This is a genomic window from Gordonia sp. LMA167 (assembly GCF_058130025.1).
In genome coordinates this window covers 1,823,684-1,841,334 of record NZ_CM176708.1, presented here as the reverse complement: position 1 = coordinate 1,841,334, position 17,651 = coordinate 1,823,684, and the positions used below count along the sequence as shown (strand labels likewise).

The 17,651-nt window shown below is 66.5% G+C and carries 18 protein-coding genes; 6 read left to right on the top strand and 12 right to left on the bottom strand.

Translation table 11 applies throughout. The features are described from left to right. The first annotated feature begins 3 nt into the window (after positions 1 to 3). Both ACVT6V_RS08245 and otsB read left to right on the top strand, forming a co-directional pair. Positions 4 to 1,539, top strand: coding sequence for an alpha,alpha-trehalose-phosphate synthase (UDP-forming) (locus ACVT6V_RS08245; RefSeq protein ID WP_489899317.1), 1,536 nt, complete (start codon positions 4 to 6; stop codon positions 1,537 to 1,539). Then, entirely contained in the window at positions 1,536 to 2,324 is a 789-nt protein-coding gene (gene otsB / locus ACVT6V_RS08240; RefSeq protein ID WP_489899316.1) for a trehalose-phosphatase, read from the top strand. The genes ACVT6V_RS08245 and otsB overlap by 4 nt, the downstream gene beginning before the upstream one ends. Here the strand turns inward: otsB and ACVT6V_RS08235 are convergent. The 3 genes from ACVT6V_RS08235 to ACVT6V_RS08225 are packed head-to-tail and all read right to left on the bottom strand — an operon-like array spanning position 2,287 to position 5,386. Next, the gene (locus tag ACVT6V_RS08235) at positions 2,287 to 3,399 is read right to left on the bottom strand and encodes a zinc-binding metallopeptidase family protein (RefSeq protein WP_489899315.1); all 1,113 of its coding nucleotides are present in this window, start codon (positions 3,397 to 3,399) and stop codon (positions 2,287 to 2,289) included. The two genes, otsB and ACVT6V_RS08235, sit on opposite strands and share 38 nt — an antisense overlap. Before the next feature lie 4 nt (positions 3,400 to 3,403). Then, positions 3,404 to 4,216, bottom strand: a complete 813-nt coding sequence (locus ACVT6V_RS08230; protein WP_489899314.1) for a transglutaminase-like domain-containing protein — start codon at positions 4,214 to 4,216, stop codon at positions 3,404 to 3,406. A gap of 54 nt (positions 4,217 to 4,270) precedes the next feature. Beyond that, positions 4,271 to 5,386 (bottom strand): ROK family protein, encoded by a 1,116-nt coding sequence (locus ACVT6V_RS08225; protein WP_489900749.1) that lies wholly within the window; start codon positions 5,384 to 5,386, stop codon positions 4,271 to 4,273. Between the two features lie 48 nt (positions 5,387 to 5,434). On the opposite strand from ACVT6V_RS08225, the gene ACVT6V_RS08220 reads away from it, so the two are divergent. Beyond that, positions 5,435 to 6,181, top strand: coding sequence for an SDR family NAD(P)-dependent oxidoreductase (locus tag ACVT6V_RS08220; RefSeq protein ID WP_489899313.1), 747 nt, complete (start codon positions 5,435 to 5,437; stop codon positions 6,179 to 6,181). A 725-nt stretch (positions 6,182 to 6,906) separates the two neighbouring features. Here ACVT6V_RS08220 and ACVT6V_RS08215 read toward each other — a convergent pair. After that, positions 6,907 to 8,175 (bottom strand): L,D-transpeptidase, encoded by a 1,269-nt coding sequence (locus ACVT6V_RS08215; protein ID WP_489899312.1) that lies wholly within the window; start codon positions 8,173 to 8,175, stop codon positions 6,907 to 6,909. Positions 8,176 to 8,291: 116 nt separating this feature from the next. After that, on the bottom strand, positions 8,292 to 8,855 hold the full coding sequence (locus tag ACVT6V_RS08210) for a helix-turn-helix domain-containing protein (protein ID WP_489899311.1): 564 nt from the start codon (positions 8,853 to 8,855) through the stop codon (positions 8,292 to 8,294). Positions 8,856 to 8,903: 48 nt separating this feature from the next. Between ACVT6V_RS08210 and ACVT6V_RS08205 the strand changes: the two genes are divergently transcribed. After that, complete coding sequence (locus ACVT6V_RS08205; RefSeq protein WP_489899310.1) at positions 8,904 to 9,842, top strand: methyltransferase domain-containing protein; 939 nt, start codon at positions 8,904 to 8,906, stop codon at positions 9,840 to 9,842. A gap of 29 nt (positions 9,843 to 9,871) precedes the next feature. Further along, the gene (locus ACVT6V_RS08200) at positions 9,872 to 10,843 is read left to right on the top strand and encodes an NAD(P)/FAD-dependent oxidoreductase (protein WP_489899309.1); all 972 of its coding nucleotides are present in this window, start codon (positions 9,872 to 9,874) and stop codon (positions 10,841 to 10,843) included. Positions 10,844 to 10,848: 5 nt separating this feature from the next. Here ACVT6V_RS08200 and deoC read toward each other — a convergent pair whose 3' ends face one another. After that, the gene (gene deoC, locus ACVT6V_RS08195; RefSeq protein WP_489899308.1) at positions 10,849 to 11,523 is read right to left on the bottom strand and encodes a deoxyribose-phosphate aldolase; all 675 of its coding nucleotides are present in this window, start codon (positions 11,521 to 11,523) and stop codon (positions 10,849 to 10,851) included. 138 nt (positions 11,524 to 11,661) lie between these two features. On the opposite strand from deoC, the gene purU reads away from it, so the two are divergent. Then, the gene (gene purU / locus ACVT6V_RS08190; protein ID WP_489900748.1) at positions 11,662 to 12,510 is read left to right on the top strand and encodes a formyltetrahydrofolate deformylase; all 849 of its coding nucleotides are present in this window, start codon (positions 11,662 to 11,664) and stop codon (positions 12,508 to 12,510) included. Positions 12,511 to 12,748: 238 nt separating this feature from the next. On the opposite strand, the gene ACVT6V_RS08185 is transcribed toward purU, so the two are convergent. The 6 genes from ACVT6V_RS08185 to ACVT6V_RS08160 all read right to left on the bottom strand — a co-directional run bounded on the left by ACVT6V_RS08185 (position 12,749) and on the right by ACVT6V_RS08160 (position 17,607). Beyond that, positions 12,749 to 13,576: a DUF1542 domain-containing protein gene (locus ACVT6V_RS08185; RefSeq protein ID WP_489899307.1), complete on the bottom strand. Its 828-nt coding sequence runs from the start codon at positions 13,574 to 13,576 to the stop codon at positions 12,749 to 12,751. Between the two features lie 177 nt (positions 13,577 to 13,753). After that, on the bottom strand, positions 13,754 to 14,785 hold the full coding sequence (locus tag ACVT6V_RS08180; RefSeq protein WP_489899306.1) for an LmeA family phospholipid-binding protein: 1,032 nt from the start codon (positions 14,783 to 14,785) through the stop codon (positions 13,754 to 13,756). Positions 14,786 to 14,797: 12 nt separating this feature from the next. Continuing rightward, positions 14,798 to 15,616, bottom strand: coding sequence for a carbon-nitrogen hydrolase family protein (locus ACVT6V_RS08175; protein WP_489899305.1), 819 nt, complete (start codon positions 15,614 to 15,616; stop codon positions 14,798 to 14,800). Between the two features lie 127 nt (positions 15,617 to 15,743). Further along, positions 15,744 to 16,493 carry a class I SAM-dependent methyltransferase gene (locus ACVT6V_RS08170; protein ID WP_489900747.1) on the bottom strand — a complete coding sequence of 250 codons (750 nt, stop codon included), beginning with the start codon at positions 16,491 to 16,493 and terminating at the stop codon, positions 15,744 to 15,746. 40 nt (positions 16,494 to 16,533) lie between these two features. Beyond that, complete coding sequence (locus ACVT6V_RS08165) at positions 16,534 to 17,043, bottom strand: DUF2505 domain-containing protein (RefSeq protein ID WP_489899304.1); 510 nt, start codon at positions 17,041 to 17,043, stop codon at positions 16,534 to 16,536. A 69-nt stretch (positions 17,044 to 17,112) separates the two neighbouring features. Further along, positions 17,113 to 17,607: a DUF2505 domain-containing protein gene (locus ACVT6V_RS08160; RefSeq protein ID WP_489899303.1), complete on the bottom strand. Its 495-nt coding sequence runs from the start codon at positions 17,605 to 17,607 to the stop codon at positions 17,113 to 17,115. Between the last annotated feature and the right edge of the window lie 44 nt (positions 17,608 to 17,651).

Below are 17,651 nucleotides of genomic sequence, written 5' to 3'. Positions count from 1 at the left end.
AGCATGGCGGAGTCCGAGCACGTTTCGAACGGCGGGACCACCGCCGAACAGCACATAGGGGACGCGCAGTTCGTCGTCGTCGCCAACCGCCTCCCGGTCGACAAGGAAGTCCTCCCGGACGGCACCGTCAATTGGAAACGTAGCCCGGGCGGCCTCGTCACCGCCCTCGAGCCCATCCTCCGGTCACAGACCGGAGCGTGGGTGGGCTGGTCAGGCATCGCCGACTCCGACGACAACCCCGACATCGAAGGCATCGACATCCATGCGGTGCCGTTGTCGACGTCGGAGATCGCCGAATACTACGAGGGCTTCTCCAACGCCACATTGTGGCCGCTCTATCACGACGTCATCGTCAAACCGGAGTACCACCGCGAATGGTGGAACACCTACGTGGAGGTCAATCGGCGGTTCGCCGAGGCAGCGGCCAAGGCCGCAGGTGAAGGTGCGATCGTCTGGATCCAGGACTATCAGCTCCAGCTGGTGCCCAAGATGCTCCGGATGCTCCGACCTGATCTGCGCATCGGCTTCTTCCTCCACATCCCGTTCCCGCCGGTGGAACTGTTCATGCAGCTGCCATGGCGGACCGAGATCGTCGAGGGCCTGCTGGGCGCCGACCTGATCGGCTTCCATCTGCCCGGCGGCGCCCAGAACTTCCTCTTCCTCGCGCGACGACTCGCCGGACAGGCGACCAGCAAGGGCACCGTGGGTGTGCGATCGCGATTCGGTGTCGTGCAGGTCGGTTTCCGCACGGTCCGGGTCGGCGCCTTTCCCATCTCCATCGACTCCGGCGAACTCGACGCCAAGGCCAAGTCCAAAGAGATCCGCAAGCGGGCCACCGAGATCCGCAAGGAGCTCGGCAATCCGAAGACCATCATGCTCGGCGTCGACCGGCTCGACTACACCAAGGGCATCGACGTCCGGCTCCAGGCCCTGTCCGAGCTGCTCGCCGAGAAGCGAGTGGATCCCGAACAGACCGTGATGGTGCAACTGGCCACGCCGAGCCGCGAGCGCGTCGACAGCTACGTCCGGATGCGTTCGGGCATCGAGCAACTCGTCGGCAACATCAACGGCGCCTACGGGTCGGTCGGGCAACCGGTGGTGCAGTACCTCCATCGGCCGGTCCCCCGCGACGACCTCATCGCGTTCTTCGTGGCCGCCGACGTCATGCTGGTCACCCCGCTGCGCGATGGAATGAATCTCGTCGCGAAGGAGTACGTGGCCTGTCGCAGCGACCTCGGCGGCGCCCTGGTGCTCAGCGAGTTCACCGGCGCCGCAGCCGAATTGCGTAGCGCATATCAGGCAAACCCGTACGACCTCGATGGGGTCAAGGACGAGATCGAGGCCGCGATCGCGCAGTCCCCCACCGAGGGACGACGACGAATGCGTGCGCTGCGGCGACAGGTGCTCACCCACGACGTGGCCAAGTGGGCCGAGAGTTTCCTCGGTACCCTTCAGTCGCTGTCGGAGACCGCGACCGACGCCAACCGTGGTGTCCACCTCGTACAGGGCGGATCGGACACCGCCCACGACGACCGATGAGCGCGACCGGCCTCCCGGCGGACCTTCGCGAGGCCGTCCTGGCGGCGGCGAGTGCGCCCGTGCTCTTGGTCTCCTCCGATTACGACGGCTGCATGTCACCCCTCGTGTCACGGCCCGAGGATGCGGTTCCCAACAACGCGTCGATCGCTGCGATCGAGGCCGCCGCGACCCTTCCGGACACGCACGCGGCGGTGGTGTCCGGCCGCGAACTCGCCGTGCTCGCAGAATTGTCCGGGCTGACACCGCCGGTGACGCTGGTCGGCAGCCACGGCAGCGAGTTCGACACGGGATTCGTCGACGAGATCACCGACGGACATCGCTCTCTCCTGGACCGGCTGATCGACGAATTGCGTTCCATCGCAAAAGAGCACCCGGGAACCCGGGTGGAGACAAAACCCGCGAGCACCGTGCTGCACGTCCGCAATGCCGCTCCCGCAGACGCCGAGGTCGCGCTGCAGCAGGCGCGGTCGGGTCCGGCCGCCTGGCCCGGTGTGCACGTGACCGAGGGCAAAGAGGTCATCGAGTTGGCGGTAATCGAGACCAGCAAGGGCCACGCCCTCGACGTCCTACGCGAGCGGGTCGGCGCCGATCGGGTGATCTATCTCGGTGACGATGTGACCGACGAGAAGGCGTTCGCGCATCTGCACCCCGACCAGGGGGACGTGAGCATCAAGGTGGGAACCGGCGACACCGCGGCCACCTTCCGCATCGAGGACACCGATGATGTGGCCACCGTTCTGGAGTTCATCACGGCACAGCGTCGGGAGTGGCTGGCGCAGAGCTGACCTGGGCCCTCTTGGCGGACTCCCGGATCACCGTGTGTACGAATCCCAGCTTCCGGATCACCGGCAGTGGCGGGTCGAACGGATAGAGCGGTCGGGCACCCATCGCGGCGTTGACCCGATTGAACATGGTGGACAACCACTTCCAGTCATACATGAGCCGCTCGATCGGCACGTCCGCATACGATGCCAGCGGGACGATGTCGCGGTCCATGGTGAACCGGACCTGATCGCTCTCGAGCATCAGACCGGATTCGCGCGCGGTGTCGATGGTCCCGGTGATGTGCAGATAGTGGGCGAAACACTCGGCGAAGTCCTCCCACGGGTGCATCGTCGCGTACTCGGAGATGTATGAGTCGCGCCAATTCTGCGGCGGTCCGAATGTGTAGTGACGGTCGATGGCGTCGCTGTAGGAGGCCCGTTCGTCGCCGAAGATCTCCCGGCACCGGTCCAGGTAAAGCTCTGCGCCCGCGCCGGTCTCGACGAGAATGTGCTCGAAGTAGTGGCCGACCTCGTGCCGGAAATGGCCCAACATGGTCCGGTAGGCCTCGCCGAGATCCACCCGGAGCCGCTCACGGTGGGCGTCCAGCGTTTCGGCCAGGTCGATGGTGATCACCCCGTTGGCGTGACCGATGATCACCGGCTGCCCGTTCGTCAGACTCGACAGCAGGTCGAAGGCGAGCCCGCCCTCCGTTCGCCACCAGGGTTCGACGGGCAGTCCCAGATCCACGAGCTGATAAACCAGCATGCGGAGATCCATGGTGGTCGAGTTCAGCTTCTCCAGCGCGATCGTGTCGTCGGCAGCGGGTTGGCGACGGACGAGGGAACAGGGAAAGCACTTGCCCCGTAAGCCTGCCGACTCGTCGTCCAGCTCGGCGAGGGTCAACCAGTTGCATCCGGTTCGGGACCAGTTGGAACATCGGACCCAACCGCGTCCCTCGATCTCAGCGCTGCCACCGGAGATCACCGCCAGCGACCGGGACTCCAGATGGACCCCGACGGTCGTGCCGCACCGCGGACACTGGTCATTGACGAAGCCCGACAGTGCGTTGCAGACCGGACATGTGAGCGCGTGCACGCTGTCAGCCTATGCGGAGCCGCTCTTTTCCGGTGTCGGTAGGCAGATCTCCGCGCACGATAGCGGTGACCTGGTAGGAATCCAGGTTGATCGTGCCCTGATGATTGTCCAGGAAGGCCGTGTCGGCGGCGTCGCGTCCGGTCGAGATCCGGACCAGGCTCTGCCTGGGCGCCAGCCCCGTGGCATCGACGACCACCCATTCGCCGTCGATGAGCGCCTCGGCCACGGCGTGGAAATCCATCGGGTCGCAGCCGGGCGCGTACACCGCGACAAGTCGGGCGGGAATGTTCAGCGCCCGCAGCAGCGCCACCACGAGATGCGCGTAGTCACGGCACACCCCGGCGCCCGCGAGCAACGTGTCCGCCGCCCCGTCGATCGGGTCGCTCGCCCCGGGGATGTAGCTGAGGCGATCCTCGACGAACGTGGTCACCGCGACCAGGAGGTCCCCGGGTGGCAGGTCGAGGTCGAACTGACCCGCCGCGAAGCCGAAGAACTTGTCGCACTCCGCATACCGGCTTGGCCGCAGGTAGATCGAGCGGTCTTTCGCCTCGACGTCGATGGGGTCTGCCGGCGTGGTGATGTCCGCGGAGTACTCGATCGCGACCAACCCTGACTCGACCTGCAGACGGTGAATACGGCTGCTGTGCTCACCGATGATCTCTTCGGGTACCACGGTCTTGCCATCCACAGTGACGGTCAGCGATTCGGTCATCGTCAGTCCGGGGAGTTTCGCCACGGCGATCTGCATTTCCAGTTCCGTGGGAGCAGTCACGCTGACCTCGAGGGTGGCCGCGACTTCACGTGGGGGTGTGCTCATGCCCCTAACGGTAGGTGATGACCGTCCGTTCGGTGACATGACCTGGACCGGCGGTCAGCCGGCCGCGGTCGCCGCGATCGGATCCGCGTAGATCACGCTGAGGGCGACCACCACTGCAGCGCTCTCCTGCACCCGAATTCCGAACCGCGACGGGGTGATCTCCAACGGGCGCCTGTTCGTGGTGGCCGCGTCGAACGCCGCCTGCACCGGGGCGAGCCCGTCGCGGTGAGCAGCGAAGGCGTCGCCGGCGACCACGACGGCATCCGGGTTGAGCACATCACGCATCATCGCGACAACGCCGCCGAGAACCTCGGCCCGCTCATCGACGATCACCGACGCGTCGTCCTCGACCCCGAGTCGCTGCGCCGCGAGGTGGGCCGGCCCTCGGCCGATCACCTCTTGCAGGACGGCCCTCCCGCCTGGTGCGAGGTGTGGGGCGACGACCGGGAGATGGGCGATGGAGCCGGCGCCGTGCAGGGGCATCAGGACCTTGCCGTCCACCGACATTGCCATGCCGACGGTTTCACGGGCGTAGAAGAAGAGCCCGGTGACATCAGATTCACGCGGGAAGGTCAGCAGCAGTTCCGCGGCCGCCATCGCCTGCACGTGTTCACAAACCGACACCGGGACGCCCAGCTCCGCGGCCAAGGTGGAACCGACCGGCACGCGCTGCCAGCCGAGCACCGGATGGTCGATGCAACCGGTCGTCGCGTCGACCACACCACCGGACGCGACACCGCCCCAGAGCAGCCGACGACCACTGAAACGGCCTGCGAGGTCACGCAATTGACGACACAGATCACCCACCGAGGCGGCATCGTGCGGGGTCGCGACGGCATGGCTGTACAGGGTGCGCCCGCCGAGATCGGCGATCGCCAGCAGCGTACGGTGCGCGCCGATGTGCATCCCCGCGACGCACAGTTTGTCACGATCGAGGGTCAACGGGTTCTTCGGACGGCCGATGCCACCGGGATCGACCAGATCTGGCCGCTCCACCACCAGGCCCAGCCGGGACAGCGCCGTCACCTGACGGTTGATGGTGGCCGGCGACAGCGTGGTGGCTGTCGAAAGGTGGTCGCGTGTGACCGGACCGCCGACTCGGATCGCCTGGAGTACCGCGGCCGCCGGAGTCGATCCGACCTGCAGTGCCGCAGGCACGACTCCGGTCATCGTCATGGAACGAATTTAGCAATGGTGTCACGTCGCTAAGCTGAACCCATGAGCAGCACAGCGGAGCAGAAGGTTGCGGTCGTCACCGGTGCGAGTTCGGGGATCGGCGCCGCGACGGCACGCCAATTGGCAGGTCAGGGATATCACGTCGTGCTCGGCGCACGTCGGACCGAGCAGGTCGACAAACTCGCCGCAGAGATCGGCGGAACCGGGCGTCATCTGGACGTGACCGACGAGGACTCGGTGGCGGCGTTCGTCTCCGGCCTCGACACCGTCCACGTACTGGTCAACAACGCCGGCGGCGCCAAGGGGCTCGACCCGGTGGCCACCGCGGATCTCGACGACTGGCGGTGGATGTGGGAGACCAACGTTCTGGGCACGCTCCGCATGACCAAGGCGCTGCTGCCCGCGTTGATCGGATCGGGTGATGGACTCATCGTGACCATAACCTCCATCGCCGCACTCGAGGCCTACGACAACGGCTCGGGATACACCTCGGCCAAGCACGCGCAGGGCGTGATGCACCGGACCCTGCGCTACGAGCTCCTCGGAAAGCCCGTACGGCTCACCGAAATCGCCCCGGGTATGGTCGAAACCGACTTCTCCCTGGTGCGATTCGAGGGCGACAAGGAACGTGCCGACGCGGTCTACGAGGGCCTGACCCCGCTGTCGGCCGATGATGTCGCCGAGGTGATCGGTTTCGTCGCGTCCCGGCCGCCGCACGTCGACCTCGATCAGATCATCATCAAGCCGCGCGACCAGGCGTCGGCGCGACGCAACATCAAGACGGGCTAGCGGGCAGCCCTGTTCGAGGAGTCGATTACCAACACTTGCTGGGCAGGAGGCGATGTCACGCTGGTCGAGTAGCCCGCGAGCGTGCGAGCGTGCGTATCGAGACCCTCGTGCCGCCGACCAGCTCTTCTTGTCGATGGCTGTTTGTATTCAGGTGATTCACATGCGGGCGTTTTCTTTCGATGACGAGCTGATGTTGTTGCTGTCCTGTCGGTTTCCGAGTTCGTTCTCTGAGGTCCCGTCGTGATGCTCGCTGAAATCTGCGGGCTACGCCCCGATCCCCGAGGAGGTCCGGAGCGCTAGCGAAAGACCCGCCATCCCCGATCCCCGGGGAGGTCCGGAGCGCGAGCGGAGGACCGTACCCACCGCTCCCTGAGGAGGTCCGGAGCGCCAGCGGAGGACCGTACCCACCGCTCCCTGAGGAGGTCCGGAGCGCTAGCGGAGGACCGTACCCACCGCTCCCTGAGGAGGTCCGGAGCGCTAGCGGAGGACCGTCACGAAGGGCCGCCCTTCGTGACGCATCCTCGCAAGCTCGGAGGCTCCTCAGGGACCGGTGAGTTCACACCCTCGCAAGCTCGGAGGCTCCTCAGGGACCGGTGAGTTCACACCCTCGCAAGCTCGGAGGCTCCTCAGGCCTCAGGGAGCGGGTGGTGACGCACCCTCGCAAGCCTGAAGGCTCCTCAGCGAGCGGGTGGTGGAGTCCTTGTACGATTGGGCCGCAACGGGTTTCAGCCGGCCGGGGCCGGCGCAGGCGCGTTGGAGGTCGGCGCGCCCGACGGGGTTGCCGGCGCAGTAACCTGCGACGGATCTCCCTTGATCGCCGACATTCCCGTCCAGCTCGACCAGTCGAAGATCCAGTCGAAGATATCGCCGTCAGCCTCGGACAGCGGGATTCGGGTCCCGGTGACCTCAACCGGATCGCCGTAGACGGCACTCTCGAAGTAGCGCTGCGCGTTTTCCAGAGACAAATTGATACAGCCGTTCGTCACATTCGACGACCCTTGCACGCCAATGGTTTCTGGATTCGCATGGATGAACTCGCCGTTGTTGGAGATCCGGACCGCCCAGCGTTCACGAACATTGAAGTACCCCGCGGCGGGGTTGCTCATGTAGAAGTCCTCGTACTTCTCGGTGACCACATGGATGCCCGACCGCGTGACGTTGCGGTCGAGGTCACCTTCGCCGTAGCTGCACGGAAGGGTCATCAGGACTCCGCCGTCGCGAACCACCACAATCTGATGGGATGACGCCTCCGCCTTGACAATCTGCGATCGCCCGATGGCGAAGTCACTGGTCACATCCGCGGCGCCGTACGCCCCGCCACCATAGTCGACACCGTAGAGTTTGGCGTCCACGTGCACCTTGGTGCCGGGCGCCCAATACTCCTTGGTCCGCCAGTGAACCCGCGATCCGTTGTCCTCACCGAGCCACGCCCAGGCACCCTCGGTCTCCGGATCGGTGGTCACCTTCAGCGCCTTTTCCACCGCTTCCTTGTCCTCGACGGTGGCGTCGAACTTGAGGATGATCGGCGCAGCAATGCCGACCTCCTGACCGTCTCCGATGTTGACCACGACATTGGTCTGCGAATCGGGTTCGAGCGTGGTGAACGACCCCTCGACCGGCGCGGTCAATCGATCCGAGCCGGTCGCGCTGCCCTGCCACGTGTACTGGGCGCCGTATCCGAGCGGCTCGCTGATCGTGAAGGTCTTCCGGTCGTCCGACATCGTCCCGGCGACGACCTTGCCGTTCGCGTTCACCAACTTGATGTCCGGGTTGAGCTGGCCGTTGTCGGCCTTGACCGAGAAGGTATCTGTCGGGTTGGGCGCGTCGTCGGAGTTCAGATCGGGCGTGTAGACGATCTTGACGGTCGCCTGCTTGGGGCCCGCGTCATCGGATGACGTGCCGCCGCTGGAACAGGCAGCGACGGCGGCTCCGACGGCGCCGAGACCGGCCGCCGCCAGAATGGTTCGGCGGGTGATGGGAGGTTGGGCGCTCATAACAGTCCCCAGAATACCGACCATCCCCTGCAAAACGCTGGGTGCGGGCTGTGACGTCCCTGGCATCGACCCCATCTGAGGTTGCCGAATCCGAGGCCGCCACGCACCGCAGGAACTCATCCGGGCAGATGCGCACGCTCACCGTCGTGATCGAAGATCGACACGATCTCGGCGGGGCCGTCGACGGCGGTCATGCCATGAGGGGTCATCGTCGAGAATTCCGCGGCCTGACCAGGGGGCACGGCGATCACCCGATCTCCGAGAAAGAGCCTGATCGTTCCGGAGATGACGGTGAACCACTCCCGTCCGGGGTGCACGCCGAGGTTGTCGGGATCCACACGGTGCTCGGGCGTGACCCGCATCTTGGCCACGGTCACCCCACCGGGAGTGCCCTCCCGGGACAACAGCCAGATCGTCATCCCCTCTGATGAGTGCGGTTCCGGCCGGATGACGACGTCCTCGTCCCCCACCGGCTCGACGAGCTGATCAAGTGACGTGCCGAGCGCACGCGCGATGGGCACCAACTGATCCAACGCGACGCGCCGATGACCGGTCTCGATCCGGCTCAAGGTCGACGGACTGAGAAAACACCGAGTGGCCAACGAATCCAGCGTCCACCCCTTGGCGAGCCGCAGACCCCGGATGCGCTGGCGGACCACAGCATCGATTTCTTGCTCCATACGCAAGACTATATGCGTCCTACGCATGGCCCCGCTACCGTTGTTGTCATGACAGGGCATGACCATTTGGATCGACACGACGAGCATCAAGCAAACGCACATCAAGCACACTCGCAGCACCAGCACGCCGACCATCACGGTCCACATCAGCACGGTCCACATCAGCACGGCGGCCCGCAACACGGTCTCGAGCAGCCCGACGCCGAGCACATGGCCACCCTGCTGGACCTCGACGCAGCGGTGACCGGCCACTACCTCGATGAGGTATCCGATCGAATCAACACATTGGCTGCAGACCCGCGAACCATCGCTGATCTGGGCTCCGGAACCGGCACCGGGACTCTTGCTCTGGCGCGTCGATTCCCGACGGCCCAGGTGATGGCACTCGACAACGCGACCGACCTTCTTGATCGGGTCTCGACCGCGGCGCGTGATGCCGGATTCGGCGACCGCGTCCGCACCGTGGTCGCCGACCTCGATGCAGCACTTCCCGCAGACCTCACCGACATCGATGTCGTGTGGGCGTCATCGACGATGCACCACTTCGCCGATCCCGAGGCCTTGCTGCGGTCCACCCACCGGGCCCAGCGTGCAGGCGGGGTGCTGACAGTCATCGAGATCGAGGATCTACCGATGTTCCTGCCGCCGGATTCGCCCGAAGGCGTTGTGGAGCAACGCCTCCACGACACGGTCGAGGCACAGGGCTGGAACTCACATCCGGATTGGTCGTCGACGATCGCGGCAGCGGGCTACGAGGTGGTCGAAACCCTCGACATCGTCACCGATCTGCCTGCACCGCCGAAGGCGGCGGACTACGCCGCCACCTGGTTGACCCGCGTGCGCGACGCGCTGTCCGAGCAGATGTCGCCGGCCGATCGCGCCGTCGTCGACGAGCTGCTGTCCGACGATCATCCGTCTTCCCTGCACACCCGCGACGACCTGATCGTGCGCGCCCGCCGCATCGCCTGGATCGCCCGGCGGCCCTGATTCGTCCACCCGACTCTGGAGGAAAACCCATGCACAACAAGAACTTCGACTCCGATGTCATCGACGTCGCCATTGTCGGTGGTGGTCCCGCCGGCCTGAGCGCGGCCACCACACTCGGCCGCTCCCTGCGGTCGGTGGTGGTTCTCGATGCCGGGCATCCGCGCAACGCCCCCGCCGAGGGCGCGCACAACGTGCTCGGGCAGGAGGGCATCTCGCCGCTCGAACTGCTCGAGAAGGGCCGGGCGGAGGCGCGAGCCTATGGAGTCGATATCCGGCCCGGACACGTCGTCGACGCTTCCCGGGAAGCCAACGGCCACTTCGTGTTGTCTCTCGCCGACGGCACCACGGTCATCGCTCGGCGCATCCTCATCGCCTCCGGGCTCGTCGACGAATTACCTGAGGTGCCAGGCGTACAGGAACTCTGGGGCTGGTCGGTGCTGCATTGCCCGTACTGCCACGGATGGGAGGTACGGGGTCGGCGCATCGGCGTACTCGGCACCGGTCCGATGTCGGTGCATCAGACGCTGATGTTCCGCCAACTCAGCGACGACGTAACCTTCTTCACGCACGCGATGCCACCCCTCGGACCTGATGAGTCCGAACAGTTCTCGGCTCTGAACATCAGAGTCGTCGACGGTCCGGTCGAACGACTCGACATCGCCGACGGCACGCTGCGGACGGTGGTCCTGACCGACGGCACCGCATACCAGCGCGATGCGCTCGTGGTGGCGCCACGATTCGTCGTACGGTCCGAGCTCTACACCCAGTTGGGCGGCACACTCGCCGACCACCCGATGGGCGGCAGCCATGTCCCGACCGGCCCGATGGGCATGACGGACGTCGCGGGCGTCTGGGCGGCCGGCAACGTCGCGGACCTGTCGGCAACGGTCCCCGTCTCGATGGGCGCCGGGGTCAGTGCCGGCGCGGCGATCAACATGGATCTGATCACCGAGGACACCCGCGCGGCGGTCGAGGCACGGCAGACGAGCATGTCCGGGTAGCCGCGCTACTCGGCGAACCCGTCGAGCACGGCGCGCGACGAGGACAGACCGAGTCGGGTTGCGCCCGCTGCGAGCAGGTCGGCGGCGAACTCCGCTGTCCGGATGCCACCACTGGCCTTCACGCCCACCCGGTCTCCGACGGCGGCGCGCATGAGACGGACGGCCTCCACGCTGGCGCCCCCGGACGGATGGAAACCGGTGGATGTCTTCACCATCGATGCACCACCCTGCACCGCCCGGCGACACACCTCGGTGACCGTGTCCGGCCCGGCGAATTCCAGTAGTGCCGCGGATTCGATGATGACCTTGAGCAGGACGTCACCGATGGCCTCACGGACGGTCAGGACGTCGGCGAACACCTCGTCGAACCGACCGTCGACGGCCGCCCCCACATCGATGACCATGTCGATCTCATCGGCGCCGCTGTCCACGGCCAGCCGCGCCTCGGCTGCCTTGACCAGCGAGTGGTGCTTGCCGGACGGGAACCCGGCAACCACGCAGGTCTTCTGGACACCGGTGTCGATGGGCAGCATCGACGGCGAGAGGCACACCGCGTACACACCGAGCTCCGCCGCCTCGGCAACAGTGGCCTCGGCGGCGGCACGGGTCGCCTCGGGCTTGAGCAACGTGTGGTCGATGAGGGCCGCGACGTCGCGTCGGGTCAGGTCGGTGGTGATCACACAGACGAGCTTGGCACACTGACAGACGTGGCAGCACCAGAGCCGACCTCGGCAGCAACTTCCTCGGCGACGACATCTTCGGCATCGACATCCCCGGCAGCGACCCCATCACCGCCGGCCGACCCCGAACGTCGATACGTGCTCACGCTCGGGTGCCCCGACCGGACGGGCATCGTGGCCCGCATCTCCGGGTTTCTCGCGGAGATCGGTGGCTGGATCACCGAGGCCGGCTACCACTCCGACGAGGAGACCGGGTGGTTCTTCACCCGACAGACGGTTCGTGCGGGTTCCATCGCGATCGACCTGGACGAGATGCGTGCGCGATTCGCCGACGAGGTCGCGGCCGAGATCGGACCCGCCACCGAATGGCGGCTGACCGACACCGGCGCCGAGAAATCGGTGGTGCTGCTGGTGAGCAAGGAAAGCCACTGCCTGGTGGATCTCCTCGGCCGCGCGCATCGCGGTGAGCTACCCGCGACGGTGTCCGCGGTGATCGGCAACCACCGCGACCTGGAAGACCTCGTGACACGCTTCGCTGTGCCGTTCCATCACGTTCCCTTCCCGGCGGATCGGAAGGCCCAGGCGTTCGACGAGGTGGCGCGCATCGTCGACGGCTACTCCCCCGACGCCGTCGTGCTGGCGCGGTTCATGCAGATCCTGCCGCCGCAGGTGTGCGAGGCGTGGGCCGGTCGGGCGATCAACATTCACCACAGCTTCCTGCCGAGTTTCGTCGGCGCCCGCCCATATCACCAGGCGTTCGCGCGCGGAGTGAAACTCATCGGAGCGACCTGCCACTACGTGACCGCCGATCTCGACGCCGGACCGATCATCGAACAGGATGTGATCCGCGTCGACCACGGTGACACGGTCGCCGACATGGTGCGCCAAGGCCGCGACATCGAGACGATGGTGCTCTCTCGCGGGCTGCGCTGGCACCTGGAGGATCGTGTCCTGGTCCACGGGCGCAAGACGGTGGTCTTCACCTAGACCGGAGGCCGACCCCGGGGCTGCTCGACGCGATCGAGATTCTGTCGGCGCGTTTCCGGGTTCTCTCGGCGCGTTTCCGGGTTCTGTCGGCGGGATCTTGGTTCTGTCGGCAGGATCTTGGGTTCTGTCGGCAGGATCTTGGGTTCTGTCGGCAGGATCTTGGGTTCTGTCGGCGAGATCTTGGGTTCTGTCGGCGGGCTACCGGCCCCCTGAACGCTCCGGGGTCGGGCCCGCGAACTCAGAAGTCGAAGCCGCCGAAGTCTCCGCCGCCATCGAAGAAGCCACCGCCATCGCCGCCGCCGTCAAAGAAGCCACCGCCGCCGTCGCCACCGTCTCCGCCGAAGTCGCCGCCGTCACCTCCACCATCGCCGGCATCGCCGCCGCCGTCCCCGCCATCGAGGGCACCGGCGTCGGAGCCGTCGCCGGCACCACTTTCGAAGGCATTCGCGTCATAGCCGACCCCGGACATGCCGGAGAAGAGCGCCGAGAACAGGAACATCGACCCGATACCCCACGCGCCGGCCACCAGGGCAGGCTTCCACCAGGGCTCGGAATACCAGCCGGCCGGCACCGGCCGGCCCGCGACACGGCCACCCGGGTAGTAGTTCGGGGTCCGCGATGACGGGCCGGGCGACGCCTCGACCTGACGGCCCTCGAATTCGACAGTACGGTCCTCGGTGACCGCGCCCGCGCTCTTCTGGCCGTCGAGTTCCGGGATCATCGGTCCGGGATCGAGATTCATCGCGGTACGCGCAGCCCGGATGTAGTAAAGGCCTTCGATGGCGGTCTGCTTGGCCAGCCGCGCCTGAGCCGGGGACGCGGCCTGCTCGATCTGCGACCCGGCGGCCGTGTACCGCTCACCGGCGTCGGCAAGCGCCTGCTTCGAGGCGGGGCCGTCGCCGACCAGCATGAACACCTGGCCGCCCAGACGCTCGATCGCCTGCCGGGCGTCGGCCTTGGCGTCGTCGAGTTCCCGCACGGCATTCGCGCCCGATCGTTGCTGTGACACCACCACGATGCCGACGACGACCAGTACCACGAGAGCGATCAGGATCAGTGCGCTCATCTTCTCCTCCGTTGACCTAACACCTCACCTGACATCTCGCGCAGCTCCGAGGGGTGACCCATCACGAACAAGAGCTTTTCGCCAGACCGGCAAATCGGACATCCACCAGCGTACCGACGATCGTTGGACGCGGGAGTCACCGCAGGTCCGGGGCCGACAGTGCCGATCCCGGCCGCCTCACGCGGCCGAACAGGAGTCCGATCCGCCCGTCACCTGACCATCGAGCCGCACGTTCTGGCCGTCCACCGCGAAGTCCACGCCCTGGTCGGTGACCGTGAGATTCTTGACGGTGACCTCGTCGAAGAACTTGCCGAACATCGAATCGGAGACACTGTCGACAACCTGCTGCGCGAAGTCCGACGGGATGCCGAAGATGAACGCGTTGGCCTTCACCACATCGAAGTGGACCCGCCCGTCCTGCAGTACCGGACGGATCGTCGTCGACACGGGGATCGGGAGGAAGGCCAGGTGGACCGCCGAGTCGACCTCGATCGTGCCGTCGGCGGCGTTCCCGGTGATCGACTCGATGCTGGCGTTGCTCATCAGACCCGCGGCACCCGAGGCGCTGTTGCCGGCCGCCGGCGAATCCGCACCCGTGGTGGCCGACTTGCTCATCGCGACGACGCGGTCGAAGGGCACGTAGCCGGTGCCGACGAGGGAGCGGATGGTGGAACTGTCGCCGTCACCCTTGATGTCCTCCGCCCGCGCATGCAGGCGCATCTCGCCGGGTTTGTCGGCGGTGTCGATCTGGACGAACGGGATGTCGTTGCCGAGGCCCTGCAGCAGCATCGGTTTGCGGCTCAACGACACGGTCGTCTCGGTGCCGGTGAGGTCGGAGAAGGCGCTCTGCATGCAGTCGGTGGCCTTGTTGCGCAGGTAGAGTTCGCTGCCGACCGCCGCGATGACCAGCAGCAACACCACCGCGGCGGAGACGCCGGCGATGATCTTTCCGGTGTTGCGCCGCGCGGGCGATGATGAGACGACGCCCGGTTGGGCGCCCGTGGGGATCGGCTCGAAACCGTCGGACGGCGGGAATCCGCCGGTATGTCCCGGCTCGAATTGTGCCGTCTCGGTCCGCGGGACCTGGGAGTAGGCACGCGGGGACTCGTCGGTGGGGGCGGGGTCGAACTTCGCCGTGTGCTCACCGGAGGTGTCAGGCTGCTGTTCGCTGCCGCCGCCGGGTTTGTCGGTGTGCTCGTTGTCGGTCATGTCGTGAGGTCCTCAGTTGGTGATCGGTGCCGAGACCTGTGGAATTGGCCGCTGGTTGTCCAGTACGGCCAGGGCTTTGCGTGCCTTGGTCACGACGTTCACATCGACATCGTGAACCCCGACCTGTACGCCGTCGTCGTATGCGGCGACCACGCTACCCACGGGATCTGTGAGTTGGCTGTGACCTGTTCCAGTGGGTGCCGAGGACTCCCGTACCGACGGATCGGTGGGCACCGCCTGCCCGACGGCCGCGACGAAGCAGGTCGAATCGAGCGCCCGCGCAGTGGCCAGCACCTCCCACTGGTGCACCTTGCCCGGCCCGGCGCCCCAGGACGCGGGCACCACGATGAGCTCGGCTCCGCGCCTGGCGAGTTCGGTGAACAGAGCCGGGAACCGGATGTCATAACAGGTCGCCACGCCGACGGTGACGTCGCCGACGGTGAAGGTGACCGGCTCGTCGCCGGGTGCGACGGTCCGCGACTCGCTGAATCCGAACGCGTCGTAGAGGTGAATCTTGTCGTAAGACGTCCTCGTTCCGTCCGGCGCGGCGATGACCAGGGTGTTTCGGACGCGGTCCCCGTCGGGGGTGAACATCCCGGCGACGACGGTGAGGCCATGGCGCGAGGCGATGGCCGACACCCCTGATGCCCATGGGCCGTCCAACGGTTCGGCGACGGGACCGAGCGGGACACCGAACCGGCACATGGTGGCCTCGGGGAACACCACCAGCTCAGCACCACCGGCAGCCGCCTCTGCCGCGGCCGAGTCGACCAGTTCGAGGTTGGCGGCCGGGTCGGTACCCGACGTGATCTGCGCCATCGCGATTCGCATGGCACCCAGGGTAATGACCGCGAAGGTGCTGACAACCATACGAACGACTGAATGACGGCCGATCGGTCGACGGCTGTTCGGTCGACGGCTGGGCATCCGACCGCTCGGACTCTGCCGCGCGGACCTGCTACCGCGGTGCGACCTCCGACCACGGCACGGTGAGCACGTTGTCGACGCTGCGGCCTCGCGGCATCGCGACGTCGACTCCCTGCTCACGCAGCAGTGTCAGCGCCCGCCGCCAGCGGATGCGGGGTCCGAACGACGCGTGGGTCGCGGCGACGTCCCAGCAGCGGTCGGCCTGGCCCAGCAGTCGATGAACCCGTTCACCGGGCACGTTGCGGTGAATGAGGGCCTTGGGGAGGCGTTCGGCGAGGTCGGACGGCCGTTCGGTGTGCTCGGGTGACCAGCTCAATGTCAGTGTCCGGGGCGCGGCGGCGTCCAGCACGATCCAACAGCAGCGGCGGCCGATCTCGTCGCAGGTGCCCTCGACGATCAGTCCGCCCGGTGCGAGTCCGCGTTGCATCTGCGACCAGGCGTCGCCGACTTCGGTCTCGTCGTACTGGCGCAACACATTGAAAGCCCGCACCAGGTTCGCGGTCAGCCCGGCCAACTCGAAGCCGCCCAGGGCGAACCGGACGCCATCGCGGGGGTCGACGAGACGCTCGGGGTCGATCTCGAGGCCCACCATCTCCAGACCGGGTGCCACCGCGCGCAAGCGTCGAGCCATCTCGACGGCGGTGTCCGGGCGCGCACCGTAGCCGAGATCGATGACGAGCGGGCGCGGCGAGGTGGTGAGCGCGGCCATGACCGCCGGGCTGTGCGCCATCCACCGATCCACCCGGCGCAGCCGGTTGATGTTCGTGGTGCCCCGGGTGATCCGGCCCGAGGGGCGAGAGCGCACCACCCTGGTACTGCGGCTACAGGTTCTTCTTGACCCAGTCGGCCGCGTACTCCGCCTCGGCGCGGAAGAGGTCGACGAGGTTGACGAGCATCAACTGCTCGAGCTTCCCATTGACGAACGGGATGAACACCTTGACCTCGGTGGTCTTGCGGATCGTGCAGCCGGTCTCGGTGGGGAAGAGTTCCTGCCAGCCCTGCAGGCTGCCCGGACCGGCCGGGATCGACGCGTTGTAGTTGCCCTTGGTGTTGTCGGGATCGTACGGACCGAACGATTCCTCCCGCGTGATGACCATGTCCTTCATCAGGACCGTCTGGGCCAACGCGGGAAGCTGGTCGCGCCCGATCGTCTGCTTGAGCACGACGCGCAATCCGGTTTCGTCGGAGACGAAATTCTCGACCTCGCAGTGTGGCGAGATCATCTGGAATCCCGCCATCATGTCGTCCCAGTACTGTCGGGTGCTCTGCGCCTTGTAGAGCGTTTCTGCGGGATGGGTGAAGCGCGCCGAGTAGCTGAGCCGTCGTGCCATGTCGAACAGGCTACGTGAGCACACGTCGGCGACCCAAGTCGCCACCAGGCGAGATGCCCCGCGCAAGGGCTAGCGGTGTGATGCCTCCCACGTCACGGTCTGCTCGTGTTCGGCGTCGAGGAGTTCGATGAGTTGGTCGATGATGGCCTTCTCGATCTTGCCGCCGACGAAGGGCACGCTGACGTCGACGTCGGCGGTGTAGCGCGTCGTGGCCGGGTCGCCGCTGGTCACGAGTCGTCCGTTGACCTTCGCCGGAGCGCCGGCCACCGTCGCGGTGATCTCACCGGTGATCTGGTCCCCGGCGAGGCGGAACGTGCTGCGACGCGGGATCTGCGCGTCGCCGTTGAGGACCTTGGAGACCACGGACGGCAGCTTCTCGGCGGGCACGCCCTGCTGCATGGCCACCGTGATCGTGTCACCCGACGCTTCGAACGATTCGAGTTTGCCGTGGCTCGAGTTGATCGCCTCGAGCAGGTCACGCCAGTACTGTTCGGTCGACAGCACCTCCCAGAGCCGCGATACCGAGAAGGGATAGGACACGTCGTGCTCCATCTTGCTGGCCATGAGGGGGAGATTACCCGAGCCGCTGACAGCGGCTACGGTTACTC